A 26133-nucleotide genomic window follows, 5' to 3' on the forward strand; every position below is an offset into this window, starting at 1 on the left:
TTCCTTGCTAGTGAGGTCGCCATAAATGGCGACCCGACGAGTTCTGTGCATGTGCTGACGGTCGCCATAAATGGCGACCCTACGGGTTCTGTGCATGTGCTGATGGTCGCCATAAATGGCGACCCTGCGGGTTCTGTGCATGTGCTGATGGTCGCCATAAATGGCGACCCTGCGGGTTCTGTGCGGTTGTAGGGGCGCCATTTATGTCGACCTGGCATTCACTCCGCCTTTAACACCTCTTCGTGCTCATCAAGCCAACCTTGCCGCAACTCAGGCACGGCGCGTTTCAGGCGTTCGAAATAGAGTTCGCTGGTCGGCTTATCGTAATCGGCGCGCGCAATCTGCGTGACGATTTTGCCGGATTTCATCACCACGATATCGTCGCACACCGCGCGCACCGCATGCATGTCGTGGCTGATAAACAGCACCGACAATCCCAGCTCGCGGCGCAGTTCGCTGATCAAATCCAGCACCGCCGCAGCCACCACGGTATCCAACGCAGATGTCACTTCGTCGCACAGAATCAAATCCGGCTCGGCTGCCAGCGCGCGCGCCAGATTCACACGCTGCTTCTGTCCGCCAGACAGCGCCCACGGACGCCGCCATAGCACGGTGCGCGGCAGCTTCACCAGATCCAGCAGCTGATGCAGCCGTGCCTTCAGCGCCGCGCCTTTCAAGCCATGGAACAACACCAGCGGACGCGTCAGAATCTGCTCGACGCTGTGCGCCGGATTCAGTGCGGTATCGGCCATCTGGAACACGTATTGAATGCGGCGCAGCTCATTGTCCGGGCGCTTATGCATATCGCCGTTAATGTAGTGACCGTTAAACAGAATATGGCCGTGGCTCGGCGCGTTGAGTCCAGCAATGGCGTGCGCCAGCGTGGTTTTACCCGAACCGGACTCGCCAATAATGCCAATCGCCTGGCCTTTCCACAGCTTCAGATTGATGTCTTCGAGAATACGGATTTTCTGCTGACCGTTGCTGTCGCGCGGGCCGTAACCGGCGCTGAGATCGCGCACTTCCATCAGCGGCTGCATATCCGCCACGGCGCAGGTCCAGCTGCTTGGGCGCTCTTTTTGCCGCGCCGCATCCATCAGCAGTTTGGTGTATTCCGCCTGCGGTGCGCCAATCAGTCGTTCGGTGGTGCCGTATTCCGCCATCTGACCGCGCAGCAGCACTAGAATGCGGTCGGCCATCTGCGCCACCACGGCTAAATCGTGGCTGACGTAAATCGCCGTTACGCCGCGCTGCGCCACTACGCGGCGAAACGCTTTCAGTACTTCCACCTGCGTCGTCACATCGAGTGCGGTAGTCGGTTCGTCGAGAATGACCACATCCGGATCGCCAATCAACGCCATCGCCGTCATCAGACGTTGCAGCTGACCGCCGGAAACCTGATGCGGAAAGCGGTCGCCGATGGTGTCGGGATTAGGCAGCGCCAATTCGCGGAACAGCGCAATCGCCTTTTGTTTGGCGTCTTTGCGCTTCATGGTGCCGTGAATCACCACCGGCTCAATCACCTGATCGAGAATGCGCATGCCGGGGTTAAACGACGCCGCCGCACTCTGCGCGATGTACGCCACTTTGTTGCCGCGAAACTCACGCAGCTGGCCCGGCGACAGGCTTCGCACATCGGTGCCGGCCATGTGAATGTTGCCGTCGGCGATGCGACAGCCGTGGCGCGCATAGCCCATCAGCGCCATCGCAATGGTGGTTTTGCCGGAGCCGGATTCACCAATCAGCGCCAGCACTTCGCCCTTCTGCACCGTGAAACGAATATCGGAAACCAGATCAATCTCTTCACCTTTGTCGGTCTGCGCCGTTACGCGCAGATTCTCCACCGAGATCACCGGCATGGCGGTATGTGGCGTCACGTTCATGCTCCCTCCTTCGCCAGCGTCAACGGACGCATCTGCTGCAGGCTATCGATAAACAGGTTCGCGCCAATGGTCAGGCTGGCGATAGCCACCGCCGGCATCAGTACCGCTGGCGAACCGTTGAACAAGCCCTGAATGTTTTCACGCACCAGCGTGCCCCAATCGGCATACGGCGGTTGCACGCCAAGGCCAAGGAAACTCAAGCCGCTCAGTAGCAGCACGATATAAACAAAGCGCAGGCCGAAGTCAGTGAGCATCGGATGCACCATGTTTGGCAGGATGTCGTGGATCGCCACGTACCAGCGGCTTTCCCCGCGCAGACGCGAGGCACGCACGTAATCCATATTGCGCAGGCTGCTGGCCATGGCGAAGGCGATACGGAACGCGCCCGGCCAGTAAGTGAAGATGGCGGTGAGAATCAGCATCGGCAGCGAAGAACCGAACACCGCGACAATCATCAGCGACAACACTTTGCCCGGTAGCACCAGCAGCGCATCGTTCACACGTCCCAGCACCTCTTCCAGCCAGCGACCGGCGACAGCCGCCAGCAGCGCCAGCAAGGTGCCGATGATGCTGGCGCACAGCGCGGCGGTGAGCGCCAGGCCAATGGAGAATTTCGCGCCGTAGAGAATGCGGCTGAGGATGTCGCGCCCCAGATAATCGGTGCCGAGCAAGTTGGCAGACGTCATGCCACCGAGCATCGGCCCGCCGCCAATGTCTTCGACGTTATGCGGCGCCAGCTGGTTACCAAACAGCGCCATCAGCAGCCAAAACAGCGAGATCAGCAGTCCGATGCGGCCCGAAAGCGACAGCGACTGAAACAGACGTACAGGCAGCAGTAACGTATTCATCAGCTTCTCCATTTCGGGTTAAAGGCGATGGTGAGGATATCGGCCGCCAGCAGCAGCACCAGATAGCAGGCGGCGAACAGCATGACGCACAGCTGTACCACCGGCAGATCGCGGTTGCTCACCGCATCCACCAGCGCACTCGCCAGACCAGGATAGCTGAAGATCGATTCGATGATGATCACGCCACCAAACAGATACGACAGGCTGAGCGAGATGGCGTTAGCAATCGGCCCGACTGCATTCGGCAGCGCGTGGCGCAGCACCGCACGCAGCGGCGAAACGCCTTTCAGCAGCGCCATCTCCAGATAGGGGCTGTCGAGCTGGTTGATGATGGCGGAGCGCGTCATGCGCGCCATCTGCGCCACCAGCACGCAGCACAGGGTTAACACCGGCAGCGCGTAGGCTTTGAGGTAGCTGATGACGTCCATGTCCGGGCTGCCGAACGACATCGCCGACACCCAATGCAGTTTCACCGCGAAGATCAGCACTGCCACCGTGGCCACCAGAAACTCCGGCACCGCGACGGTTGCCATGGTGCTGATCACCAGAAAACGGTCCAGCGCCGAGCCGCGATTCATCGCCGCCACGATGCCGATAATCAGCGCCAGCGGCACGCAGATCACCGTGGTGATGCCGGCTAACTCCAGCGTGGCGGGAATGCGCTGTTCCACCAGCTGCAACACCGGCAGATGGCTGGCGAACGAGGTGCCAAAATCACCCTGCAACATGCCGGTGAGCCATGTGAAGTAGCGCACCAGTAGCGGCTGATCGAGTCCCAACTGCTGGCGCAACGCCGCCACCGTTTCCGGCGTGGCGTTTTGCCCGAGAATCATCTGCGCCGCGTCGCCGGGCAGCAGGCTGGTGATAAAGAACACCACCGCCGAGACGATAAGCAAGGTCAGGATGCCTGCGCCTGCGCGCCGGGCAATCAGGAACAACATGTATCGGTTCATCGGCGATCTCCTGTTACAGAAAATTCAATAACCGCACATTCCGTAGCGGCGCGATTTATCGCGCTCTGTTGAAGTTAAAGGTCAACATAGCGCAATAAATTGCGCCGCTACGATAAGTGCACGTTGCGGAATCAGGCATTCAGCCAGGCGAATTCATGGAAGCGATAACCCATCATCATGCCGCTTGGCCAGGCTTCTACGCCGCCCACTTTCTTGCTGTAACCGTCGGTGGAGCTGATAAAGGTTGGGATGATGGTGCCGCAGTGATCGTAAATCAGCTTCTGCATGTCACCGTACATCTGTTTGCGTTTGGTCTGCTCGCGCTCACCGCGCGCCGCCACCACCAGCTGGTCAAACTGCTCATTCTTCCAGCCCGATTCGTTGTTGGACGCGGTGGAGAGATAGAACTGCGAGAACAGCATATCCAGCGTCGGGCGCGGGTTGATTGAGCCGTAGCCGACCGGATCTTTGGTCCAGTGCGTTGACCAGTAACCGTCATACGGCACGCGACGCACTTTGATGTTCAGACCGGTGCTGCGCGATACCTGCTGGATCAGCTGGCCGCCCTCTACCGAGCCTTCAATGTTTGGCGTGGTGATGATCTCCACCGTCGCGCCTTTCATACCGGCTTTCTCGATGTGGAACTTGGCTTTCTCGGCATCCAGCGGACGCGGTTTGAGATCGGCGTTATACAGCGGATGCCACGGCGGTACCGGCGTATCGTTACTGACGTCGCCGTAACCCTGCAGCACGGTTTTCACCAGGATGTCGCGCGGCTGCAGATACTTCATCGCCAGCACGAAATCTTCGTTGCTGCCCGGCTTCACGTCGGTGCGAATAATCAGGTTGGTGTACATGCCGGATTTGCTCTCCAGCACGCCGAAATCCGAGGTGGCTTTGATGCGGTTGCAGTCGGCGGCGCTCAGGGTGGAGACGATGTGCAGATCGCCCGACATCAGCGCATTGACGCGCGCCGCTTGGTCGGTGACGCCCAGCAACTCGACTTCATCCAGATGCGGCAGGCCCGGCTTGAAGTAGTTCGGGTTTTTCACGCCGACCGAACGCACGCCCGGCGTGAACTCTTTCAGTTTGAACGGGCCAGTGCCGATGCCTTTGCTGAAGTCTTTGGTGCCGTCCTGCACGATCAGGAACGGCGCGCTGGCCAGCATAAATGGTACGTCGAAGTTGGCCTGCGCCAGTTCCAGCGTCACTTCGTTGTCGTTCACAGCAGTGAAGGTTTTGAACTGATCGGCCAGCTTGAAGGCGTTGGACGCTACCGCCGGATCTTTGTGGCGGCTCAGCGAGTAGATGACATCTTTGGCGGTCAGCGGTTTGCCGTCGTGGAAGGTGACGCCTTTGCGCAGTTTGATCTGCCAGGTAATGCCGTCGCTGGAGTCGATGGATTCCGCCAGCGCCGGTTGCACCGCGAGGCTTTTATCCAGCTCGGTGAGGCCGCTGTAGACCATGAATTGACGGGTGTAATCGCCGCTGTTGTTGCCTTTGGCCGGATCGAGTGTGTCGGTGGCGGAGGCGTTAGACATGGCGGCGCGCAGTTTGCCACCTTTCACTGGGGTGGTTGCCGCAAAACTCATCTGCGGGAAAGCGATTAAACCGCTGCTCATCACGGCACCGGCAGACAACAACTTCATCAGGCCACGGCGCGACATCGACCCTTCGGTCAACATGCGGGTTAAGGCCGGATTTACAGCGTCAGACTCTTTATCGAATTTACTCATCTGCACACCCTCAATATGAATTGTTGTTGATTTCGTTGTTCGTCTTTTAGGCGGTCGCCATAAATGGCGACCCTACGGCGAGAATGCGGGTGTTGTAGGGTCGCCATTTATGGCGACCGTTTCGATAACCGCACGATCCAGGTTTTCACGACAACCGATCCTTGGCTTTGTAATACAAACCCGCCAGGGGCAAAAACCACGGTTTCCCGTGGTAACCGGGCAGCGCAGGCCAGGTGTCGCGCTGCCAGGGATTTTCGTTGCGTTTCTCCGCCAGCAGATCGGCCATCACGCGGCCCATCCACACCGACATCTGCGTACCGTGGCCGCTGTAGCCCATTGAATAAAACACGCCATCCTGTTCACCAGCGTGCGGCAAGCGGTCGGCGGTCATATCCACCATGCCGCCCCAGCAGTAATCGATACGCGACTTGCCCAGCTGCGGGAACAGCGCGGTCATTGCCGCACGCAGTACGTCGCCGCTGCGTGTGTCCGACGTCGGATTGCTCACCGCAAAGCGCGCGCGGCCACCAAACACCAATCGACGATCCGACGTGGTACGGAAGTAGTTGCCGATATTCAGTGAGGTTACGTAAGTGCGGTCTTGCGGCAGCACCTGATTGATCAGTTCGTCACCAAGCGGTTCCGTCACCACAATAAAGCTGCCGACCGGCACGATGCGGCGCTGGAACCACGGGAAAGGCCCTTCATTGGAGACGCCGGTTGCCATCATCACTTTGTCGGCGATGATCTCGCCCTGCGCGGTGCTGACGCGGTGACGATAGCCGTCGAGGCGCGTTAAGCCGGTCACCGCATGATGCGGGAAGATCTTCGCCCCGCTACGCGCCGCCGCTTCCGCCAGCCCGATACCAAACTTGCCCATATGCATTTGGCCGCCGCGCTTCTGCAGCAGACCACCGTGAAAGGCATCGCTGCCCACTTCACGGCGAATCTCATCTTTACTAATCAGCTCGATTTCAGGATCAACGGTGTCGCGCATCAACTGCCACGCGCTGCGCAGGCCGGGAAAATGCGAGGCTTTGCTGGCGAGTTTCAGCTTGCCGCACAAACGAAAATCGCAATCAATCTGCTCTTCACGCACCAGCTGTTCGACATAGCTCACCGCATCGTCATAGGCGCGATAGAAGCGGCTGGCCTGCTCGATTCCCTGGCTCTCCACCAGCGAGGCAAAGTTCTGCGCCACGCCGGTATTGCAGTGTCCACCGTTACGCGCCGACGCCTGGCTCATTACCTCGCCGCTCTCCAGCAGCACCACGTTGATGCCGCTGCGCGCCAGGTTGAGCGCCGTCGAGACGCCGGTAAAGCCGCCGCCAATCACCACCACCTCAGCGGTACTCGGCAGTGCGCCAGTGGCTGCGCCGCTAAAGGTGGGTGCTGTGGCTTGCCAGAATGATTCGAGTTTCATCGCCGCCTCCGGGCTTAGAGTCCAACCACAGCGGCCAGACCGCCGATATCGTTGATTTCGGTATATTGATACGCCGGATTAGCCGGATCGTGACCGCGATTGACCCATACCTTGTTTTTGATGCCCATGTCGTAACAGGTCATCAGGTCATAACGCAGGCTGGAGGAGACATGCAGAATCTCTTCCGGACCACAGTTCAGTTTGTCGAGCATGTACTCGAAGCCTTTCATCTGCGGCTTGTAGGCACCGACTTCTTCGGCGGTGATGGTCATATGAATCGGCGCGCCCAGACGCGGCACGTGATGCGGGATCAAATCGTTCATCGAGTTAGTGAGCAGCACCAGCGGGAACTCTTTGGCTACTTTGGCTAAACCGGCAGGCACGTCAGGATGCGGACCCCACGTGGCGCAATCGGTGTAGATAAAGTCGCTGTCCGCCTGGCTCCACGCCACGCCCCACTTTTTGCAGGTGCGCTGAATGGCATCGCTGACCACGTCGTAATACGGCTTCCACGCGCCAAGCACTTCGTCAAAACGGTAGCGGGCGAAATCGGTGGTGAACGCCAGCATCTCCTGTGCGGATACACGATCTTTGAAGCAACGTTCGGCTGCGCCTGCCATGTCAAAATTGATCAGGGTGCCGTAGCAATCAAAGGTGATGAATTTCGGTTTAAACAGTGCCATGAAGCGACCTCGCGGTTGAGAACACAAAATTAGAAATCGATTAACACGCTTTTCTGGCGCTGACAGGCCTGGAATGCCTGACGTCCCAGATCCTTGCCAATGCCCGAGCCGAGGAAGCCGCCGGTCGGGATAATGAAATCGCCGGAGCGGCCATAGCGATTGACCCACACGGTGCCGGATTCCAGCGCGCGCACCGCACGCAGCGCACGCGGCAGACTCAGCGTATGCACGCCGGCGCACAGGCCGTAGGTTTCGTGTGCCGCCAGCGCCAGCCCTTCTTCCTCATCATCAAACTGTTGCACGGTGAGCACCGGACCAAAAATTTCCTGCTGCACCGCCGGATTATCGTGGGCAACGCCGCACAGCAGCGTTGGCTGCCAGAACCAGCCTTCTGCGGTGTCGGCAAAGCGTTCGCCGCCCACCAGCACTTCCGCGCCCTGCGCTTTGGCATCGGCGATTACTGACGCCACTTTGTTGCCCTGACGTTCATCGATCAGCGGCGCATAGCGGCTGCTCTCCTGCCAGGTCACGCCCGGACGCGGCTGCTGACAGAGCGCGACCAATCTCTCCAGCAACGGCTGCGCAATGCCGCGCTGCACAATCAAACGGGTTCCGGCGACACACGCCTGGCCGCCGTTGGCGGTGAAGCCGCGCAGAATACGCTGCGCTAATACATCGATATCACCGGCATCGTCGAACACCAGCTGCGGACTTTTACCGCCCAGCTCCAGCGTGACCGGTTTCATGCCGTGCTGCGCGATGTCGCCCATGATGCGAGCGCCGGTAAGCGTGGAACCGGTAAAGGAGACTTTGCGCACCAGCGGATGGGTGACCAGCGCGTTGCCAGTCACCGCGCCGCAGCCCTGCACGATATTCAGTACGCCCGCCGGTAAACCGGCCTGCACCGCCAGTTCGGCCATGCGCACGGTGGAGAACGGCGTCAGCTCAGAGGGTTTCAGCACCACAGCATTTCCTGCCGCCAGCGCCGGACCGCACTTCCACGACGCCATCGACAGCGGGAAATTCCACGGCGTAATTGCACCGATCACGCCGTATGGCTCAGCAATCAGCATGCCGAGGCTGCTTTCCTGGGTGGGGAATAGGTCGCCGCTGTATTTGTCGGCGCACTCGGCGTAGAAGCGAATGGCTTCGGCGGTGAAGGGAATTTCGTGCTGCATTACGTCGCTGATTGGGCGCGTGGAGCCGAGCGATTCGAGTTGCGCCAGTAACGGATCGTTCTCAATCAGATCAGCCCAGCGACGCATGATTTTGCCGCGCTCACGCGGCGCACAGCTGCGCCAGCCGCTGGTTTTCAGCGCCTGGTGCGCGGTGGTGACGGCGCGATCAACATCTTCAATCGTGGCTTCGCTGAGTTCGGCATAGACTTTGCCATCAGACGGACGTTTAACGGCAAAACGCGCGCCCGCCGTTTTAAGATGTTGCCCGCCAATATAATGACCAGCAGGAAGTAAAACTTTTTCAGGGTCGAAACTTAACATGGAAAATTCCTTATTTGTTACACCCATCACAGACGCGCTAATTAACGATTTGCACTGCATTTTTCTGTCACGCTAATAAGCTAATGCAGAAAGTATGCCAGCCCAGTGAAAAATAAAAATGCGTAAAAAACAGCGCAAAAAAATTTTCTGCCGTATTGGTGAGCGAAATTTTGCGGAATTGCCGAAGGAATAAACAGATGATTTACTTCACAAAATATGTGCGTCGCGACGGTGCAATGCGCATGAAACTTGCACTAAAACGGGGATGGGCGACAAAGTATGACGCGACGCACAAAATAAACAGCGCCGCGAACCTGGGGGTTGCGGCGCTGTTTTAGGTGGTCACCATTAATGGCGACCCTACGAATATTGTGATGGTTATTTATAAACTGCCAATGTGAAACGTCTTCTGTTCTAAATACTCTTCGATACCGTAACGCGATCCTTCACGACCTAAGCCGGATAATTTAATTCCACCAAAGGGTGCGGCGTCTAATGAAATTGCACCGGTATTAAATCCGACCATGCCAAATTCTAATGATTCTGCCACGCGCCATGCCCGACGAATATTCTCGGTAAAGAAATAAGCCCCAAGTCCATAAGGCGTGTCATTCGCCATGCGGATTGCCTCTTCTTCCGTGTCGAAGATAAACAGCGGTGCTACCGGGCCGAAGGTTTCTTCATGTGCAATACGCATGCTGCTGGTGACGTTGCCCAATACCGTGGGTTCGACAAAGGTGCCGTTTGGCGCGCTGATGCCGCCGCGCAGCAAGGTCGCGCCCTGGCTGAGCGCATCGTCGATATGGCTGTTAACCTTCTCGACGGCGCGGTCGTTGATCAGTGGCCCGATGGTGCTGTCTGGCGCAAATCCGTCACCGACTTTCAGCGCAGATACCGCTTCCAGCAAGCGCTCGCTGAAGCGCTCATAGATGCCGCGCTGCACCAGAATGCGGTTGGCGCAGACGCAGGTTTGTCCGGCGTTGCGGAATTTACTCGCCATCACGCCGGGAATGGTCACGTCGAGATCGGCATCATCAAAGACAATCAAAGGCGCGTTGCCGCCCAGCTCCAGGCTCAGGCGCTTGATGCTGTCGGCGCTCTGCTGCATCAACAGCTGGCCGACGCGGGTGGAACCGGTGAAAGAAATTTTGCGCACCGTGCGGCTGGCGGTCAGCGTGCTGCCTATTTCGGTTGGCAAGCCGGTTAACACTTGCAACACGCCGCTGGGGAAACCGGCGCGTTCGGCTAACACCGCCAGCGCTAATGCCGACAGCGGCGTTAACTCCGACGGCTTAACGATAATCGGGCAACCTGCGGCCAGCGCGGGCGCGACTTTGCGGGTGATCATCGCAATCGGGAAGTTCCACGGCGTGATTGCTGCCGCCACGCCAACCGGCTGCTTGAGTACCAGAATGCGGCGATCGTCGCTCGGTGCGGGAATGGTGTCACCGTAAATACGACGCGCCTCTTCCGCGAACCATTTCACAAAGCTGGCGCCGTACAGCACTTCGCCTTTTGCTTCCGCCAGCGGCTTGCCCTGCTCGGCGGTCATGATGATCGCCAGATCGTCGGCATTATCGATAATCAGCTGATGCCATTTTTCCAGCAGCGCGGCGCGCGTGGCGTTGGGGGTTTTGCCCCAGCTGACGCGCACCGATTCGGCATAATCTATCGCCTGCTCGGTTTCCGCCGCACCCAATGCCGGAATGGTGGCAATCGGCTGCTGCGTGCCGGGATCGATCACCTCAAGCGTTGCGCCCTGATGCGCATCCTGCCAGCGACCGCCAAACAGCGCCTGCTGGCGCAGTAATTCCGTATCTTTCAGTTGAATTCGCGACATGACAATCCCCTGTATCTTCGTCATTTCACTGTAACGTGACGCGACAGCGCAGGATGTTTTTCTGGCGCAGGGAATTTGTGTCGGTGTCTGTTTTGCGGCGGGAAAAGAAATTTTATGCTGTGTGGGGGAAGGTCGCCATAAATGGCGACCCTACGAAGGATCGGGACGGTTTTTCCCAACGAATCAAATCTGGAAATCGATAGCCGGTTCGTTTTCTGTCTCGTAGGAAAGTGCCTGACGCTTAATTTCCTCCAGCGACAGATTAGCGTTACACAGCTCCAGGAACTGCCAAACGTAATTGCGCTGCAACTGACCGCGTTTCAGGCCGAGCCACACAGTATTGGCATCGAACAGATGGTGCGTGTCGATTTTTACCAGGTCTTCCCCTTCGTAAATATCACACGCCTGATCGGCCAGAATACCCACCCCAAGGCCGAGCTCGACGTAGGTTTTCACCACGTCAGAATCCTGCGCACTGAGCACGATATCCGGTCTGAGTCCTGCCGCCTGGAAAGCACGATCGACCCGCGAACGGCCGGTAATGCCCTGACGATAGGTGATCAAGGGATAGCGGCTGAGGCTGGCAAGCGTGACCGGCTGATGCTGCAACAGTTCATGATCGTGCGGCACTAAAAGTGAGTGATGCCAGCTGAACCACGGGAATGCCGCGAGGCTGCTGTTATTCACTAACTGCTCGGAGGCGATGCCGATGTCGGCTTCACCCGCCAGCAGCATGGCGACGATCTCCTGCGGCGATCCCTGATTCAGCTCGAGACGCACATTAGGATAGAGCTGACGAAACGCTTTAATCACGCGCGGCAGGCTGTAACGCGCCTGAGTGTGCGTGGTGGCGATAGTCAGCACGCCGCTGGTTTCATTGGTAAACACATCCGCTAAGCGGCGAACTTTGCCCGCTTCATCAAGGATGCGCTCAGCAATGGTCAGCAGCGCCTTGCCCGGTTCGGTCATGCCTAAGAGTCGCTTGCCACGACGAATAAAAATTTCCACGCCCAGTTCATCTTCCAGATCGCGAATATGGCGGCTTACTCCTGATTGGGAGGTAAACAATGTATTCGCCACTTCGGTCAGGTTGAACTCGCAACGGGCTGCTTCACGTATAATTTTAAGTTGCTGGAAATTCACGCCCTTTTCTCCTGATTCCTGCCCCTGTTTCGTCCATGTTATGAAGTTGGCGTCATCGCAACAAATAATAAAAAACGGTGTGTTATGCGGAATAGTAATAAGGGAGATTTTGCGAGGAAGATAAAAAAGGTCGCCATGAATGGCGACCCTACGGGATTAACCCACCAACATCAATTCACGATCCTCTACCGCTGGCTTATTCAGCAGCGACAGCAGAATATTCTTCACCGCCTGCGCCGACGGCGACAGCGGCAGACGCGCCGAGATGTTCAGCGACAGCGGCAGGTTCAGCGACGGACTGTTAATCCGCGCCATCCACGCATGGGTTGAGCTCACCAGCGCACGCGCCGCAGATTCTGGCAGCACTGTGACGCCCATGCCGCTGGACACCGCCGCAGTCAGCGTGGAGATCGATTCGATTTCGCCGATGATGCGCGCGCTCAGACGACGCAGCGAGAACGCTTCATCAACACGTTTACGTACCGCGCTGTAATCGCGTGGCAGGAACAGGCTCATCTGCGCCACTTCCGCCAGATCTACAGTCGCACCCGGACACGCCGTTGCGCCCACCAGATAGAGCTCTTCTTTCATTAATGGAATGCTGTTGATGCCCGCCGTTGGCGCACGGTCGTACAGCACCGCCATGTCCAGTTGGCCGTTCATCACTTTTTCGTTCAGCGAGGTGCCGCTGTTTTCATGCAGATACACCAGCACATCCGGGAACTGCTCACGCACCGTCTGCAGCAGCGGCATGGTGAGCGAGGATGCGGCGGTGCCCGGCGCTAAACCGATGGAAACCTGGCCGTTGAGTGCCTGGCCGGCGTTGATCACTGCCGTTTGCGCCTGTTCACACTGACGCAGAATGGTGCGGGCGTGGGCATACAGAATTTTACCGGCTTCAGTTGGCGTCACGCCGCGCTTGGTGCGGATCAGCAATTGCTGATCGAGTTCATTTTCCAGCGTAGCGACCTGCTGGCTAAGCGCAGGCTGCGCGATGTGCAGCACTTCTGCTGCCTGAGTCAGGCTGCCGATATCGACGATTTTTACAAAATACTTGAGTCGTCTTAAATTCATGTTGCCTCCGTCAATCCCCGAATACCCAGGTTGGGCGTCTCAGCCTGCTGGCTTGTGGAAATGAAGTTGCAATATGCAGGCCAGGTTTGTTTGCGAAGCAAAATTGCATCGCCAGATTTTTCCTAAAGGCACGGAAAATAAGCGTTTGTGATTACCTCGAAGGAGTTAATAAGCGCGAGCGATGACGCAAAAAGAGTAAGAATCAAACAAATTGCACTGCAATGGGGCAGGAAATGCGAGTCAGGCGTGCAAAAAAGTGATGACCGGATGAGCTGGTTTGGTGCAGATAACACAGAAAATGAGCAGAAATGGCGGGAATGAAACCAAACGAGCGGAAAAGAACGGTTTTAACCAGTTGGAAAACTTATTCCCGAATCACTGCGGCCAATAAAAAGGTGCGCATAAATGCGCACCCTACGAAGCTTTTGTAGGGTCGCCATTTATGGCGACCACACTATCAACGTTTTTTACGGTTGCGATGCATATCAATCGAAACTGCCGCAACAATGATGATGCCTTTAATAATGTCCTGCACATAAGCATCCACACCGACAAAGGTGAAGCCGCTCTTAATCAGGCCAAGAATCACCGCACCAATCAGCGTACCGGTAATGCGTCCAACGCCGCCCATCAGGCTGCTGCCGCCGATAACGGCTGCGGCGATGGCATCTAGTTCGTATGCCATACCCATGCTTGACTGACCGCTACTGACACGCGCCGCCAGCACCACACCCGCCAGGCCTGAGAGCGCACCGGCGATGGTGTAGACGATGATCAGATACTTATTAACGTTGATACCGGACACTTTGGCGGAGGTCATGTTGCCGCCAATCGCGTAGACATATTTACCGTAACGCGTGTGTTTCAGCGCGATGTGGAACAGGAACGCCACCACCAGGAAGATAATCACCGGCATTGCGCCCTGGCCGATGGAGGTGAAGCCATCTGACAGGAAGCTGATTGGGTTACCCTGCGTGTAGTACTGCGCCAGACCGCGTGCTGATACCATCATGCCGAGCGTGGCGATGAACGGAGGAATACCGGTTTTGGTGATTAACACGCCGTTCATCACGCCGCACAGCAGCCCCACGCCAATCCCGGCAACAATCGGTATCACCGCAGGCAGGTTAACCAGCGACGGATACATCGGCGACAGGCTGTCTGAAGTTTGCGCCAGACTGGCCGCCACAACCGCGGTTAAGGCGATAACCGAACCGGATGACAGGTCGATACCGGTGGTGATAATGACCTGCGTCACGCCCACCGCGATGATACCGATGATCGCGACCTGCAGAATAATCAGTACTAAGCGGTTGGTGTTCATCAGGAAAGATTGATCACGTACGTACCAACCGGCAATTTCAAAAATCAGGGCAATGCCCACCATCACGACAAAAATCCCGGTGTCTTTTGGCAGCTTGTGACGCAAGTTGCTAAAGAAAGAACTCTGTTCTGCGGCCTGCGGGGCCGTAATTTTTACGTTACTCATAGATGTCTCACGCCTCACTCGGATGCCAACGACAAAATGGATTCCTGATTGGCCTCTTCTTTATCGAGGATGCCGGTTATACGTCCGCCGTGCATAACCATCACGCGGTCGCTCATGCCGAGAATTTCTGGCAGCTCGGACGACACCATGATGATGGCCACGCCGCGATTCGCCAGTTCACTGATTAAGCGATAAATCTCTGCTTTTGCACCAACGTCGATACCGCGCGTTGGTTCGTCGAGAATCAGGATCTTCGGTTGCGCCAGCAGCCAGCGGGCAATCAGCACCTTCTGCTGGTTACCGCCGCTGAGGTTATTGATGATCTGATCCATGGTTGGGGTTTTGATGTTCAGCTTGCGAATCTGATCCATACAGTCCTGCGCCATTTTGATGTGGCTGACAAAACCGCTTTTATGGGTGTAATCGGGCATGTTGACGATGCTCATGTTCTCCATCACCGACAACACCAGGAACAGCCCCGACTTTTTACGGTCTTCGGTCAGGAACGCCATGCCCTTCTCAATCGCCGTCGAAGGCGAATCGATCTTGACCGGCACGCCATCAATCAGGATTTCACCGCTGTCGAAACTCTCCATGCCGAACAGGCTTTCCATCACTTCGCTGCGTCCGGCACCCACCAATCCCGCTACGCCGAGGATTTCGCCTTTGCGCACTGAGAAGTTGATGTCGGTGAAGCGATCTTTGCAGGTGAGATTGCGCACCGTCAGCACATCTTCACCAATTTCACCGTTGAATTTCGGGAACAGCTGGGTCAATTCACGGCCTACCATCTGCGTAATCAGTGACTGGCGGGTGTATTCGCTGGTGTTGTTGCTGCCCACCCACGCACCGTCACGGAAAATGCTGATCTCATCGGTTATCGCAAAAATCTCATCCATTTTATGGCTGATATAGATGATGGCTTTGCCCTGCTCGCGCAGGTCGCGGATGATGGTGAACAGATGCGCCACTTCGGTTTCCGTCAGTGCCGAGGTCGGTTCATCCATAATCACGATGTCCGAATTCCAGGAAACCGCTTTGGCGATTTCCACCATCTGCTGCGAGGCGATACTCAGCTCGCCCACCATACGATCGGCTTTCAGACGGATGTTTAGTCTGTTCAGCAGTTCCTGCGTCTGTTTGTTCAGCTTGCCGTGGTCAACAAAGCCGTACTTCATCGGTTCGCGACCGAGCCAAATGTTTTCGGCTACGGTCATGTAAGGCACCAGATTGAGTTCCTGGTGAATCATGGAGATGCCGGAACGCAGCGCATCCATGGTGTCCTGAAACTGCACTGGCTCCCCTTTAATGCGAATGGTGCCCTTATCGGGACGATACATCCCGATAAGGCATTTCATTAAAGTGGATTTGCCCGCGCCATTTTCACCCATCAGGGCATGTACCGACCCCGGTTTGATTCGCAGTGAGACATTGTCGAGTGCCTTCACTCCGGGGAAGAACTTGCTGATGCCTTCGGCTTCAAGCGCAAAAGCGGTCATACATCACCTCCGTACGGCTGAGTCGGTTACGGTTTATTTCTGGTTCTGACTGGCGAATTTTTCGTAGTTATCTTTGGTGATCAGCTGGAACGGGATATCGACCACTTTCTGCACTTTCTCGCCGTTAATCAGTTTGACCGCCGTTTGCACAGCGCCTTCACCCTGACCTTTCGCATCCTGGAACACGGTAGCGACCATTTTGTCGTTCTTGATCATCTGCAGTGCATCCGGTGTACCATCCACACCTGCGACCAGGATGTGATTCGGGTTTTTGCCCAGCGCCTGCAGTGCACCAATCGCCATTTCATCGTTGTTGGAGGCGATTGCCTGAATGTCATCGCCCGCCGTCAGCCAGTTGCTCACCACATCTACCGCATCGTTACGGGTGAATTTGGCCGTCTGTTTCTGCACGACTTTGATATCCGGGTATTTTGCTACCACCGCTTCCACACCTTTGGTGCGTTCACGCGTCGATTCGTTAGCCAGGTCGCCCAGCAGAATCGCCACGTTGCCTTTGCCGTTCATCTTTTTAGCCAGCGCTTCCATCTGCAGACGGCCCGCCAGTTCAGAATCCGAACCCACAAACGCCATTTTGTCTTTCAACTCGCCAGCCGGTTTACGGTTGACGAACACCAGCGGCACGCCGGCTTTCGCGGCAGCATCCACCAGCGGTTTCACGGCGTTGGTATCCACCGGGTTAACGATGATGGCGTCAACGCCCTGACCAATGAAGTTCTGTACCTGCTGCAGCTGCTGAGCCACGTCGCCTTTGGCGTCTTCAACCTGGCCTTTAATGTTGTCTTTTTGCATCTCTTTCTGCATCGCGGTGCGCAGAATGGTAAGGAAGTTGTCATCAAACAGCGCCATAGAAACGCCTACCTGAAGGTCTTTTGCCATCACTGCGGCAGGTAACATGCAAACTAACAGGGAAGTTAATAACGCTTTTTTGAATTTCATAGGGAACCCTTCTTTATCGTTAACATGCTCAGGTTGGCTGATACTGCGAATGAAAAATATCTTTTACATTCACTCAACGTCACTGGCGCTTTTTTTGTGGTTGTAGAGGTAAGGCTTCTGGTCTAACGCTATCGGTTTACAGCATCTGTTTCTTGTAACTCATTCCTTATCAATCAGTTATTTTCAAAATGCCGTTTTAGATGAAGGAACTCGTTTCGCCGGTGATGATTAGCAGTTCATTTATTTCATCTAACTTGCATTTGAAACTTTCATCATAAAAGCACTGAAATGATTGTTTTAAAATCGGCAAATAACAAAACTTTGACATGCCTCTAACATCTCAAAGGAATTGGTTTTAAAGTGAGATCTTGCTGGCAGTTTAGAATCTGATCATTCAAGGCAGAAAAGCAGCATTCCGCTGCTTTTACGCGCACTTAAACCAGAAGTGTGCAGTAGAGCTTTGACAACGGGGATCGGCATCGCTAATATGCGCCTCGTTCACACGATTCCTCTGTAGTTCAGTCGGTAGAACGGCGGACTGTTAATCCGTATGTCACTGGTTCGAGTCCAGTCAGAGGAGCCAAATTTAGAAAGCCCGCTCAGGGAAACCTGAGCGGGCTTTTCTGTTTTTGCGGTTTTGCCAGGTCGCCATAAATGGCGCCCCTACATTGTTCCGGTGCATTTCGTAGGGTTGCCATTTATGGCGACCTGGTTACCACCTGCAACTACGCCAACGGAGCCAGCTCCAAACTGCTGCGGAAATCGTTGCCGACGTAATCCGTATCGATCAGTTGGCGGCGACGCAGTTCTGGCAACAGGCCATTGAGCAGCAAATCCTGTTGATCGGGCTGGCCGAGTCCATGCAGTGAAATCACATCCAGCACGCCAGCGCGATAGCGCTGTTCAATCGCATCGGCCAGGGTTTCTGGCGTTCCGGCAACAAACCAGTGGCCAGTCTCTTCGGCTTTGATGATCAGCTCACGCAAAGTTAATCCTTCCAGCGCATAACCACGGAAAATGGCGGCGCGTCCCTGACGACGATGCACCTGCACCAGCTCGGGAATAAACGCGGCGGGCAGCGGTTGATCCAGCGGTAAGTCGCGCAGATCGACCTCGCCACCCAACATATCGGCCACGCGCAATCTGCCCTGCTCGTAGTTAATGCGTTCATGCTTATCGCGTAGACGGCGCGCCACATCGGCGTCGCTGTCGCCAATGATGGCGTGGAACGAGTTCATGATCAGCGGCGGATTATGTTCGCGGCCAAAACGTCGCGCCCGCTGCTGCACATCAGCCACGAAGGTTTGCGCCGCCTCAAACGTGGGCTGCGAGGTGTAAATCACTTCGGCATAACGTGCGCCGAGCGTTACGCCCGCCTCAGATTGTCCCGCCTGAAACTGCACCGGACGGCGCTGTGGCGGCGGCGGTACGTTGAGCGGACCCGCCACCTGGAAATAGTCACCGCGATAGTTAATCGGATGCAGTTTAGTGTGGTCGAGTTTAATGCCGCAGCTGGCCGTACGCTGCACCGCCGCCCGTTCGTTGGCGTCATACAGCGCGTTCATCACTTCGATAAATTCGGTGGCGCGCGCGTAGCGCTCCTGCGGCGGCGGAAGTTGGCTTTCACCAAAGTTCTCTTCGCCAACCGATGAGGTCACCGCATTCCAGCCCGCGCGGCCGCCGCTGATATGATCGAGCGTGCCGACCTGACGCGCCAGATTATACGGATGCAGCCAGCTGGTGCTGACGGTGGCGATCAAGCCGATGTGCGAGGTCACCTGGCTCAATGCCGCCAGCGCAATCAGCGGATCTTGCGTGCCGGTGGTGCCGGCTAATCCGGCCGGATCGGCCTGCAGCAAATCGGCGGTAAACAGCCCGGTAATCTTTTCGCGCTCGGCAATTTTCGCCAGTTCAATGGCGCGCGTGATGCCCACGCCCGGCTGGCTATCATTGGCGGCGGAAATCACGCTGCTGGCGCCGACCAGCGTTTTGAGTTTTCTGCGATAGGTTTGCGACACATCACTCTCCTTTATAGTTGTCGCGCGAAATCCGCTTTGACATGGTTTAAGGCGTCCGCATCGGTCAGCAGACGTAAGCCGGTGCGCGCCAGCACGCGCGCACCAATAATCAGCGCCTGATAACCGCGCTCAGAGTTGGCCGCTTCACGGAATGGCACGGTATGGAAAATCAGATCGTCGGGGCCGATTTTCAGCCACGGATGCGCCGTCGGCACCGCATGGCTGATGTCGCCGGCATCGGTGGAAACTTTGTTCTTCTGCGGTGACAGATCGACGGTTTCGCCTGCCGCCGTGAACTCCTCCAGCAGCAAGGCATCCAGCGCTGCGTTCAGTTTGAAATCGCGTGGGCCAATTTGATGATCAATCTCGACGCGTGCGCCGGTCGCCAGCGCCACGCCTTCAGCAATGGCACGCAGACGCGGCTCAAGAGATTCCACCACTTCGCGGCTGTCCGCGCGGATGTAGTAATGCGCCGAGGCGTATTCCGGGATCACGTTCGGGGCCTGGCCGCCGTTGGTGATAATGCCGTGCACGCGCACGCCATCCGGCAGTTGCTGACGCAGCACGCTGATGCCGTTGTAGAGCAGCACCAGCGCATCCAGCGCGTTGATGCCTTCATATGGCGCGCTGGCGGCGTGCGACGGCTTGCCATAGAAGTGGAAATAGAGATGATTATTGGCCAGCGTCGATTCGGTCAGCCGGGTTTTGCCCGCTGGATGCACCATCAAGGCCACGTCAACATCCTTGAGGTATCCGGCTTCGACAAAGCGCTTTTTCACGTTGCCTTTCGGGCCGCCCGGTCCGGCTAGTCCGCCCTCTTCCGCTGGCGTGCCTAACACCACCACGCGGCCACCGGTTTGATCCAGCACCTGCGCCAGCGTGATGGCTGCCGCCACGCTGGTGGTGCCGATCAGGTTGTGACCGCAGGCGTGGCCGATGCCGATCAGCGCATCATATTCTGCGAGAAAAGCGATGGTTGGGCCCGGTTTGTCGCTGGACTTGACCGCATAGAACGCCGTTTCATGCCCGGCGACGTTGCGCGTGACGGCAAAACCCTGTGCCGTGAGTAGCTTGGTAAGCTGCTCGCTGGCGAAATATTCGTTGTTGCCGGTTTCGGGGTTTTGAAATATCGCCTGCGATACCTTGAGGTAAGTGGCGCTGTGTTGTTCGAGGCTGTTTTCGAGCGTGAGTTGAAGGGCGTTCAGCGACATGAGTATTTTCCTTGTTGCGTTTAGGTCGCCATAAATGGCGACCCTACAAAGGCCACCACCGTTCACATGGCCACGGCAAATCAATGACGTTTATCGATGTGCTGCACCAACCGGTCGCCGACCCACTGAATGCCGCACACCAGCACAATCAGCACCGCAATCACCGCGATCATCACTGAGGTTTCGAACCGTTGATAACCGTAGCGAATCGCCAGATCGCCCAAACCGCCGGCACCGATCGCTCCGGCCATGGCGGAAGCGCCAATCAGCGCCACCAGCGTGACGACAAAACCGGACAGAATGCCGGGCAGCGCTTCGGGGATCAGCACGTCCCAGACGATACGCAGCTTGCTGGCCCCCATGGCGCGCACCGCATCAATCAATCCGCGATCGACATCGCGCAGCGACACTTCCGCCACGCGCGCGAAGTACGGCGTTGCGGTAATCGACAGCGGCACAATCGCTGCCCAGGTGCCGAGCGAGGTGCCGACCAGAAAACGGGTAAAGGGGATCAGCGCCACCAGCAGAATAATGAACGGCAGCGAGCGGAAGCTGTTGATGATCAAGCCCAGCACGCGATTAACGCCGCGATGTTCGGCGATGCCACCGGGGCTGGTCATCACCAGAATCAGACCGAGCGGCAAGCCCGCCACCAGCGAAAACAGGCCGGAAATCAGCGTCATTAATACCGTTTCGCCTAACGCATTAAGTAAAAGATCAATCATGACTGGCGACATAACCCACCAACTCCACTGGAGCCTGCTGCGCGTGCAGCCAGCTGAGAATCTGTTGCTCGTCGGCCGCGTTCGCCGCCGGGAGCGCGATAAAGAAACGCACCACCGCGTAGTGCTGGATGTGATCGATGCCGCCCTGCAGCAGGCGGAATTTGCCCGGCAGCGCGCCGGCAAAACGGGTTAACAAATCGCCCTGCGCATCGTCACCGGCAAAGTGCACGCTGTAGATGGCGTCGCCCTGCTTCTCATCGCTGAGACGCGCGGCAATATTTTCCGGCAGCTGCGGCAGCAATCCGCGCAGCAGCGTGCGCGTCAATTGCGACCTGGGATGCGCAAACACCTGCCACACCGGACCTTGTTCAATGATTTCACCGGCATCAATCACCGCCACGCGATGGGCGACAGATTTGATCACTTCCATCTCATGGGTGATCAGCAGAATGGTGATACCGAGTTTTTGATTCAAGGATTTGAGCAGCGCCAGAATCGAGCGCGTGGTTTCCGGATCGAGCGCGGAGGTGGCTTCGTCACACAGCAGCAGCGCCGGACTGGCCGCCAGCGCGCGGGCAATGCCGACGCGCTGTTTTTGGCCGCCGGATAACGCCGCCGGATAGCTTTGTGCTTTATCCGCCAGTCCCACCAATTCAAGCAGTTCCGCCACGCGCTGCTGGCGCTGCGCTTTATCCATGCCGGCGATTTTCAGCGGCAGCGCCACGTTCTGCGCCACCGTTTTGGCCGATAACAGATTGAAGTGCTGAAACACCATGCCAACGCGACTGCGCACCGTTTGCAGCTGTTTTTCCGACAGGCCGGTAATGTTGCGGCCTTCGATTTCAATGACGCCTTCATCAGGTTGTTCCAGGCCGTTGAGACAGCGGATCAGCGTGGATTTCCCCGCGCCGCTGCGTCCAATCAGGCCAAGAATTTCGCCTTTCTGCACCGTCAACGAGATGTCGCGCAGCGCCTGGGTTTGTCCAAAACGACGTGACACGCCTTGCAGGCGCACCACGCTGCCGCTGTCGCGAAACTTCACCTGCGCCTCGTCATGAGTGCTTTCCGCCACGCCGCGTTTGACGGCGGTAAAGGGCGTTTCGGCTGCTGAGAATAGCGTCATCTTTTTCGTTCCTTACCAGGCCGTTTCGCCCGTGCCTTTGTAGACTTTGTCAAACACGGTCTTCACGGCATCGTTCTGATAAGAAGCCACCAGCGTTTTCACCCACGGCGCGCTGACATTCTCTTTCTTCACCGCAATAAAGTTGTTGTACGGGTTATCTTTTACCGGCTCCTGCGCAATGCGATCTTCTGTGGTCAGGCCACTTTTCAGCGCCCAATCGGTGTTGACCACGGCGGCATCCAGATCCGGAACGGAACGGCCGATGATGCCGGAATCCAGCTCTTTGATTTTCAGATGATGCGGATTCGAAGTGATATCGGCGGTAGTGGCCGCAATGCCGACGCCCGGCTTCAGTTTGATCAGACCTTGTTGCTCGAGCAGCACCAGACCGCGCGCTTCGTTAGAAGGATCGTTAGGTACGCCAATCACCGCACCCTCTTTCAGTTCTTTGGCGCTTTTCACTTTCTTCGAGTAGAGACCAATCGGCCACACGGCGGTATCGCCGACGCGTACGATGTCGTAGTGATTTACCTTGATTTGGTTATTAAGGAACGGCTGATGCTGGAAGGCGTTGGCATCCACTTCGCCGTTTTGCAGTGCTTCATTCGGCTGGTTGTAATCGTTGAAGATCACGGTTTTCACCGTTAAGCCTTTTGCCGCCGCCTGTTTGATCACTTCGCGCCAGACATCTTCATCTTCGCCGCTGATGATGCCGACTTTTACCGAGGTTTTATCCGCTGCATGCGCGATGGACAACGGCGACAGCGCCGCGCTAGCCAGCAGCAAAGCACCAGCACTTAACAAGAATTTATTTTTTACTGAGACAAAACGTGTGTGCATAAAGTGTTTCCCGATCGTTATAATTGCGCGAGTCAAAATAAGCTGTCGTGACGACAGATGACCGCAGTATACGCAGTTGCTTATTCCCGCATTATGATTTATTCAGGAAAGCTATTCCTGAAAAGCATAAAGCCGCGCGCCGCTCGCATCGCCACAAGCGAGAAAATGGCTGTGTTATCCTTCCCCCTTTTGATGGACTTGTTACTGAGCGCTATGTCGGACACCACAACTAAACGAAAAAATGACCCGGAAGGGCTGAAGAAACGCATCCTTGCAGGTGCGCTGAAAATGTTCGCCGAGTTCGGCATGCAGGGCGCGCGGCTGGAGCAGATTGCTGAACACGCGCAAACCACCAAACGCATGGTGGTGTACCACTTCAGCAATAAAGAGCAGCTGTATATTGAGGTGCTGGAACAGGTGTATCAGGCGATTCGTGAGCACGAAACGGGGCTTAATCTCGCCGAGATGGAGCCGGAACTGGCAATGACCAAACTGGTCGAGGCCAGCTTCGATTACCACGTTTCCCACCCGGACTTTATGCGGCTGGTGTGTACCGAAAACCTGCTGCGCGGGCGCTACATCATGCAATCCGAACGCATCAAAGCACTCAACAAGAGTGCGCTCGATTTGCTGGATGACATTCTGACGCGCGGCCAACAGCAAGGGCTGTTTATTGATGGGCTGGATACCGTCGATGTGCACCGCTTGCTCAGCAGCATTTGTGTGCACCACGTCTCCAATCGTTACACTTTCCACACGCTGTTCACGCCAAACGATAGCGAAGAAGACAGCATCCGCCGTAACCGCCAACTAGCCGTCACCGCCACGCTGCGATATGTGCGCAAAGTCCCGTAGGCTGCGGCTGCGCGGTGATGGTCTACGCTTTAAATCCTGGGACCGTCACAGACCTCAATTTAAGGAACGCCGTAGTGAACAAAGACCCCCACCTTTATCCCTTACGCCATACGCACAATACTGACCAGGACAGCGCACTGTGGAACTGGGCGCAAAACACGGTGGTTGGTCAGCGTAGTCAGTTACAACAGCCGCAAACGGAAGCGGAGTTACAACAATTGCTGCTCAGCGCCAGCGGCAAAGTGCGCGTGCTGGGCAGCCGCTTGTCGCCGGGCCGCATGCTGGGCGTGAATGAGCAGGATTTGCTGCTGGACCTCAGCGCGTTCAACGGCGTGATTGCGCAAGACGCCGACAGCGTCACCTTTGCCGCCGGCACGCCGCTGGAACAGGTTTACAGCACCTTAACCGAGATGGATCGCATGCTGGCCTCGTCGCCGGGCGTGATTGCAGTGCAAACGCTGGCGGGCGCGATGGCCACTGGCACGCACGGCCAGGGTTTAGCACAAAGCTCAATCGCTGATGAAGCGTTGCGCATCCGCATGGTGTTGGCCGACGGCAGCGTGCGTGAATTTGTGCGCGGTGAGCCCGATTTCGCCGCCGCGCAGGTTTCACTCGGCACTTTAGGCATTGTTACCGCCGTGACGCTGCGCACCCGCCCTTTCCGCCTGTTTACCTGCCACAAGTTTGCCGTCTCCGCCGATACGCTGGAAAAGGATCTGGTTGAGTGGAATCAGCAGTATGAGATGAGCAAAGCCTGGTGGTTTGTCGATGACAACCTGATGCACGTGTGGAACGCGCATGAAGCCAGCGATGAAGAGGCTGAAGCCTGGCACGCCAATCAGCGCGAGGTGATTGAGCATGGCGATGACACCGACAGCAGCCTGAATGACACCATCGATCAGACGCTGGCGCAGATGCATCGCGATACGCAGATTCACGGCAAAGGCGGCAAGCAGTTCCGCACCGTAACGCGCTTCCGCGATTTCACCGACATCAGCGGCGATATCTATCAGCTGTTTTGTCGCGGTATTGCCGTGCCGCAGATCAACGTTGAGATCGGCGTGCCGCTGGAGAAAACGCCGCAGATTATCAGCAAGATCAAAGCGTGGTATGCCGAGAATCATCCGCATATGCACTATCCGATTATTCTGCGTTGCACCGGCGCGTCTGAAGCCTGGCTCAGTCCGGCGTATCAGCACGCCACTTGCTTCTTCGGCTTCGTGGTCTATTACGCCGATGACGGTTCGCTATCGCAGGATGGCCTGCATTTTCTCACCGAAGTCGAGAAGCTGCTGGCGGCCGAAGGCGGACGTCCGCACTGGGGCAAATATTACGATCCGCAGCGATATCAGTGGCGCGATATCTATCCGCAGTGGGACGCTTTCCGCGCGGTGCGCAACCAGCTCGATCCACAACGCCGTTTTAGCAATGACTATGTCACTGCTTTGTTTGATTAAGTTTGAGGGGGAGAAACCATGTTTGCATGGGTAACGCTGTTAACGCAGCCGGACTATTTTATTGGCGTGAAGGCGCTGCACCGCTCGCTGAAGCGCAGTGAAACCCGCTGGCCGCTGATTGTGATGGTCACTGACGCCATCGATCTGGAGACGCGTGAAGCCTTGCAGGCGCTGGGCTGCGTAATCCATCCGGTGGATCCGCTGATGCCAAATGCCGAGCTGGAGCAGCATTATGCTTCGGCGCAGTTCGGTGAAGTGTGGAGCAAACTGCGCGCGTGGGAGCTGGTTGACTGCGAGCGCGTGGTGTTTCTCGATGCCGATATGCTGGTGCTGCGCAATATGGATGAGCTGTTTACGCTCGATCTGGGCAAGCATGCACTGGCAGCGTGTCACGCCTGTCGCTGCAATCCCAACAAGATCGCCAGCTATCCCGCCAGCTGGCAGCCGGAGAATTGCCATTATACCTGGCAGGATCGCGGCGAGCCGGCACCCTCCACGCTTGATCGCTATCTGAACGGCGGTTTCCTGGTGTTGAAGCCGGATCTGGCGGTGTTCGAGTGGCTGCAGGAGAAAGTGGCGGGCATTACCGATTTGCGTCGCTATCCGTTCTCCGAGCAGGATTTACTCAATGAAGTGTTCGAAGATCGTTGGTTACCGCTTTCGTATAAATACAACGCGCTGAAAACCTTGCCGTTCCAGCACAGTAAGATGTGGCGCGAAGATGAGGTGAAGAACCTGCACTTCATTCTGGCGAAACCGTGGAAACGCGATTTGAATCAGCCTGAATCGGAACGCGACCGTTATTACGCGCTGGACAAGCTGTGGTGGGAGTTGGCGGCGGAATAAAAAAAACAGCGCGATTATTATCGCGCTGTTT

Annotated in this window: 21 protein-coding genes and 1 tRNA gene; 4 read left to right on the top strand and 18 right to left on the bottom strand. The window is 56.7% G+C overall.

From position 1 onward, the window contains the following. Positions 1 to 218: 218 nt before the first annotated feature. From NR302_RS11910 to NR302_RS11970, 13 genes are all read right to left on the bottom strand, one after another. Entirely contained in the window at positions 219 to 1883 is a 1665-nt protein-coding gene (locus NR302_RS11910) for an ABC transporter ATP-binding protein (RefSeq protein ID WP_258143546.1), read from the bottom strand. Continuing rightward, complete coding sequence (locus NR302_RS11915) at positions 1880 to 2731, bottom strand: ABC transporter permease (RefSeq protein WP_008109591.1); 852 nt, start codon at positions 2729 to 2731, stop codon at positions 1880 to 1882. The genes NR302_RS11910 and NR302_RS11915 overlap by 4 nt, the downstream gene beginning before the upstream one ends. Beyond that, positions 2731 to 3684 carry an ABC transporter permease gene (locus tag NR302_RS11920; protein WP_008109594.1) on the bottom strand — a complete coding sequence of 318 codons (954 nt, stop codon included), beginning with the start codon at positions 3682 to 3684 and terminating at the stop codon, positions 2731 to 2733. Before NR302_RS11920 ends, NR302_RS11915 begins: the two co-directional genes overlap by 1 nt. Before the next feature lie 131 nt (positions 3685 to 3815). Then, positions 3816 to 5420, bottom strand: a complete 1605-nt coding sequence (locus NR302_RS11925; RefSeq protein ID WP_008109596.1) for an ABC transporter substrate-binding protein — start codon at positions 5418 to 5420, stop codon at positions 3816 to 3818. Between the two features lie 145 nt (positions 5421 to 5565). Continuing rightward, positions 5566 to 6843: an FAD-binding oxidoreductase gene (locus NR302_RS11930; protein WP_258143547.1), complete on the bottom strand. Its 1278-nt coding sequence runs from the start codon at positions 6841 to 6843 to the stop codon at positions 5566 to 5568. 14 nt (positions 6844 to 6857) lie between these two features. Next, positions 6858 to 7526: a haloacid dehalogenase type II gene (locus NR302_RS11935; RefSeq protein ID WP_061717656.1), complete on the bottom strand. Its 669-nt coding sequence runs from the start codon at positions 7524 to 7526 to the stop codon at positions 6858 to 6860. A gap of 29 nt (positions 7527 to 7555) precedes the next feature. Further along, complete coding sequence (locus tag NR302_RS11940) at positions 7556 to 9025, bottom strand: aldehyde dehydrogenase (RefSeq protein WP_258143548.1); 1470 nt, start codon at positions 9023 to 9025, stop codon at positions 7556 to 7558. A gap of 382 nt (positions 9026 to 9407) precedes the next feature. Beyond that, positions 9408 to 10865 (bottom strand): NAD-dependent succinate-semialdehyde dehydrogenase, encoded by a 1458-nt coding sequence (locus tag NR302_RS11945; protein WP_154190044.1) that lies wholly within the window; start codon positions 10863 to 10865, stop codon positions 9408 to 9410. Between the two features lie 183 nt (positions 10866 to 11048). Continuing rightward, positions 11049 to 12008, bottom strand: a complete 960-nt coding sequence (gene cbl, locus NR302_RS11950) for an HTH-type transcriptional regulator Cbl (protein ID WP_008109354.1) — start codon at positions 12006 to 12008, stop codon at positions 11049 to 11051. Positions 12009 to 12164: 156 nt separating this feature from the next. Then, a complete protein-coding gene (gene nac / locus NR302_RS11955) occupies positions 12165 to 13082 on the bottom strand; it encodes a nitrogen assimilation transcriptional regulator NAC (RefSeq protein WP_008109351.1) in 918 nt (305 codons plus the stop codon). Between the two features lie 457 nt (positions 13083 to 13539). Continuing rightward, the gene (locus tag NR302_RS11960) at positions 13540 to 14571 is read right to left on the bottom strand and encodes an ABC transporter permease (RefSeq protein ID WP_061717659.1); all 1032 of its coding nucleotides are present in this window, start codon (positions 14569 to 14571) and stop codon (positions 13540 to 13542) included. Positions 14572 to 14585: 14 nt separating this feature from the next. After that, entirely contained in the window at positions 14586 to 16070 is a 1485-nt protein-coding gene (locus NR302_RS11965) for a sugar ABC transporter ATP-binding protein (protein WP_008104783.1), read from the bottom strand. A 33-nt stretch (positions 16071 to 16103) separates the two neighbouring features. Then, positions 16104 to 17027: a sugar ABC transporter substrate-binding protein gene (locus NR302_RS11970; protein WP_008104782.1), complete on the bottom strand. Its 924-nt coding sequence runs from the start codon at positions 17025 to 17027 to the stop codon at positions 16104 to 16106. 507 nt (positions 17028 to 17534) lie between these two features. On the opposite strand from NR302_RS11970, the gene NR302_RS11975 reads away from it, so the two are divergent. After that, positions 17535 to 17610 (top strand) — tRNA-Asn (locus NR302_RS11975). A 142-nt stretch (positions 17611 to 17752) separates the two neighbouring features. On the opposite strand, the gene NR302_RS11980 is transcribed toward NR302_RS11975, so the two are convergent. The 5 genes from NR302_RS11980 to NR302_RS12000 all read right to left on the bottom strand — a co-directional run bounded on the left by NR302_RS11980 (position 17753) and on the right by NR302_RS12000 (position 22944). Next, positions 17753 to 19045 carry an NtaA/DmoA family FMN-dependent monooxygenase gene (locus NR302_RS11980; protein WP_258143550.1) on the bottom strand — a complete coding sequence of 431 codons (1293 nt, stop codon included), beginning with the start codon at positions 19043 to 19045 and terminating at the stop codon, positions 17753 to 17755. Between the two features lie 11 nt (positions 19046 to 19056). Beyond that, positions 19057 to 20256 (bottom strand): M20 family metallopeptidase, encoded by a 1200-nt coding sequence (locus tag NR302_RS11985; protein WP_258143551.1) that lies wholly within the window; start codon positions 20254 to 20256, stop codon positions 19057 to 19059. An 80-nt stretch (positions 20257 to 20336) separates the two neighbouring features. Beyond that, a complete protein-coding gene (locus NR302_RS11990; RefSeq protein WP_154190051.1) occupies positions 20337 to 20993 on the bottom strand; it encodes a methionine ABC transporter permease in 657 nt (218 codons plus the stop codon). Further along, positions 20974 to 22104, bottom strand: coding sequence for a methionine ABC transporter ATP-binding protein (locus NR302_RS11995; protein ID WP_258143552.1), 1131 nt, complete (start codon positions 22102 to 22104; stop codon positions 20974 to 20976). The genes NR302_RS11990 and NR302_RS11995 overlap by 20 nt, the downstream gene beginning before the upstream one ends. A gap of 12 nt (positions 22105 to 22116) precedes the next feature. Further along, the gene (locus tag NR302_RS12000) at positions 22117 to 22944 is read right to left on the bottom strand and encodes a MetQ/NlpA family ABC transporter substrate-binding protein (RefSeq protein ID WP_179450225.1); all 828 of its coding nucleotides are present in this window, start codon (positions 22942 to 22944) and stop codon (positions 22117 to 22119) included. A 213-nt stretch (positions 22945 to 23157) separates the two neighbouring features. Here NR302_RS12000 and NR302_RS12005 point away from each other — a divergent pair, with 213 nt between their 5' ends. The 3 genes from NR302_RS12005 (at position 23158) to NR302_RS12015 (ending at position 26102) form a co-directional block, all read left to right on the top strand. Next, positions 23158 to 23799, top strand: a complete 642-nt coding sequence (locus NR302_RS12005; protein WP_258143553.1) for a TetR family transcriptional regulator — start codon at positions 23158 to 23160, stop codon at positions 23797 to 23799. A 74-nt stretch (positions 23800 to 23873) separates the two neighbouring features. Next, positions 23874 to 25256, top strand: coding sequence for a D-arabinono-1,4-lactone oxidase (locus tag NR302_RS12010; protein WP_258143554.1), 1383 nt, complete (start codon positions 23874 to 23876; stop codon positions 25254 to 25256). 18 nt (positions 25257 to 25274) lie between these two features. Next, positions 25275 to 26102 (top strand): glycosyltransferase family 8 protein, encoded by an 828-nt coding sequence (locus tag NR302_RS12015; protein WP_061717669.1) that lies wholly within the window; start codon positions 25275 to 25277, stop codon positions 26100 to 26102. Positions 26103 to 26133 lie beyond the last annotated feature (31 nt).

Source organism: Pantoea sp. SOD02, assembly GCF_024707505.1.
Classification (GTDB): Bacteria; Pseudomonadota; Gammaproteobacteria; order Enterobacterales; family Enterobacteriaceae; genus Pantoea; species Pantoea symbiotica.

Coding starts and splice junctions, on each gene's coding strand:
- NR302_RS11910 (WP_258143546.1), bottom strand. CDS start 1,883: ATGAACGTGACGCCACATACCGCCATGCCGGTGATCTCGGTGGAGAAT.
- NR302_RS11915 (WP_008109591.1), bottom strand. CDS start 2,731: ATGAATACGTTACTGCTGCCTGTACGTCTGTTTCAGTCGCTGTCGCTT.
- NR302_RS11920 (WP_008109594.1), bottom strand. CDS start 3,684: ATGAACCGATACATGTTGTTCCTGATTGCCCGGCGCGCAGGCGCAGGC.
- NR302_RS11925 (WP_008109596.1), bottom strand. CDS start 5,420: ATGAGTAAATTCGATAAAGAGTCTGACGCTGTAAATCCGGCCTTAACC.
- NR302_RS11930 (WP_258143547.1), bottom strand. CDS start 6,843: ATGAAACTCGAATCATTCTGGCAAGCCACAGCACCCACCTTTAGCGGC.
- NR302_RS11935 (WP_061717656.1), bottom strand. CDS start 7,526: ATGGCACTGTTTAAACCGAAATTCATCACCTTTGATTGCTACGGCACC.
- NR302_RS11940 (WP_258143548.1), bottom strand. CDS start 9,025: ATGTTAAGTTTCGACCCTGAAAAAGTTTTACTTCCTGCTGGTCATTAT.
- NR302_RS11945 (WP_154190044.1), bottom strand. CDS start 10,865: ATGTCGCGAATTCAACTGAAAGATACGGAATTACTGCGCCAGCAGGCG.
- nac (WP_008109351.1), bottom strand. CDS start 13,082: ATGAATTTAAGACGACTCAAGTATTTTGTAAAAATCGTCGATATCGGC.
- NR302_RS11960 (WP_061717659.1), bottom strand. CDS start 14,571: ATGAGTAACGTAAAAATTACGGCCCCGCAGGCCGCAGAACAGAGTTCT.
- NR302_RS11965 (WP_008104783.1), bottom strand. CDS start 16,070: ATGACCGCTTTTGCGCTTGAAGCCGAAGGCATCAGCAAGTTCTTCCCC.
- NR302_RS11970 (WP_008104782.1), bottom strand. CDS start 17,027: ATGAAATTCAAAAAAGCGTTATTAACTTCCCTGTTAGTTTGCATGTTA.
- NR302_RS11985 (WP_258143551.1), bottom strand. CDS start 20,256: ATGTCGCTGAACGCCCTTCAACTCACGCTCGAAAACAGCCTCGAACAA.
- NR302_RS11990 (WP_154190051.1), bottom strand. CDS start 20,993: ATGTCGCCAGTCATGATTGATCTTTTACTTAATGCGTTAGGCGAAACG.
- NR302_RS11995 (WP_258143552.1), bottom strand. CDS start 22,104: ATGACGCTATTCTCAGCAGCCGAAACGCCCTTTACCGCCGTCAAACGC.
- NR302_RS12000 (WP_179450225.1), bottom strand. CDS start 22,944: ATGCACACACGTTTTGTCTCAGTAAAAAATAAATTCTTGTTAAGTGCT.
- NR302_RS12005 (WP_258143553.1), top strand. CDS start 23,158: ATGTCGGACACCACAACTAAACGAAAAAATGACCCGGAAGGGCTGAAG.
- NR302_RS12015 (WP_061717669.1), top strand. CDS start 25,275: ATGTTTGCATGGGTAACGCTGTTAACGCAGCCGGACTATTTTATTGGC.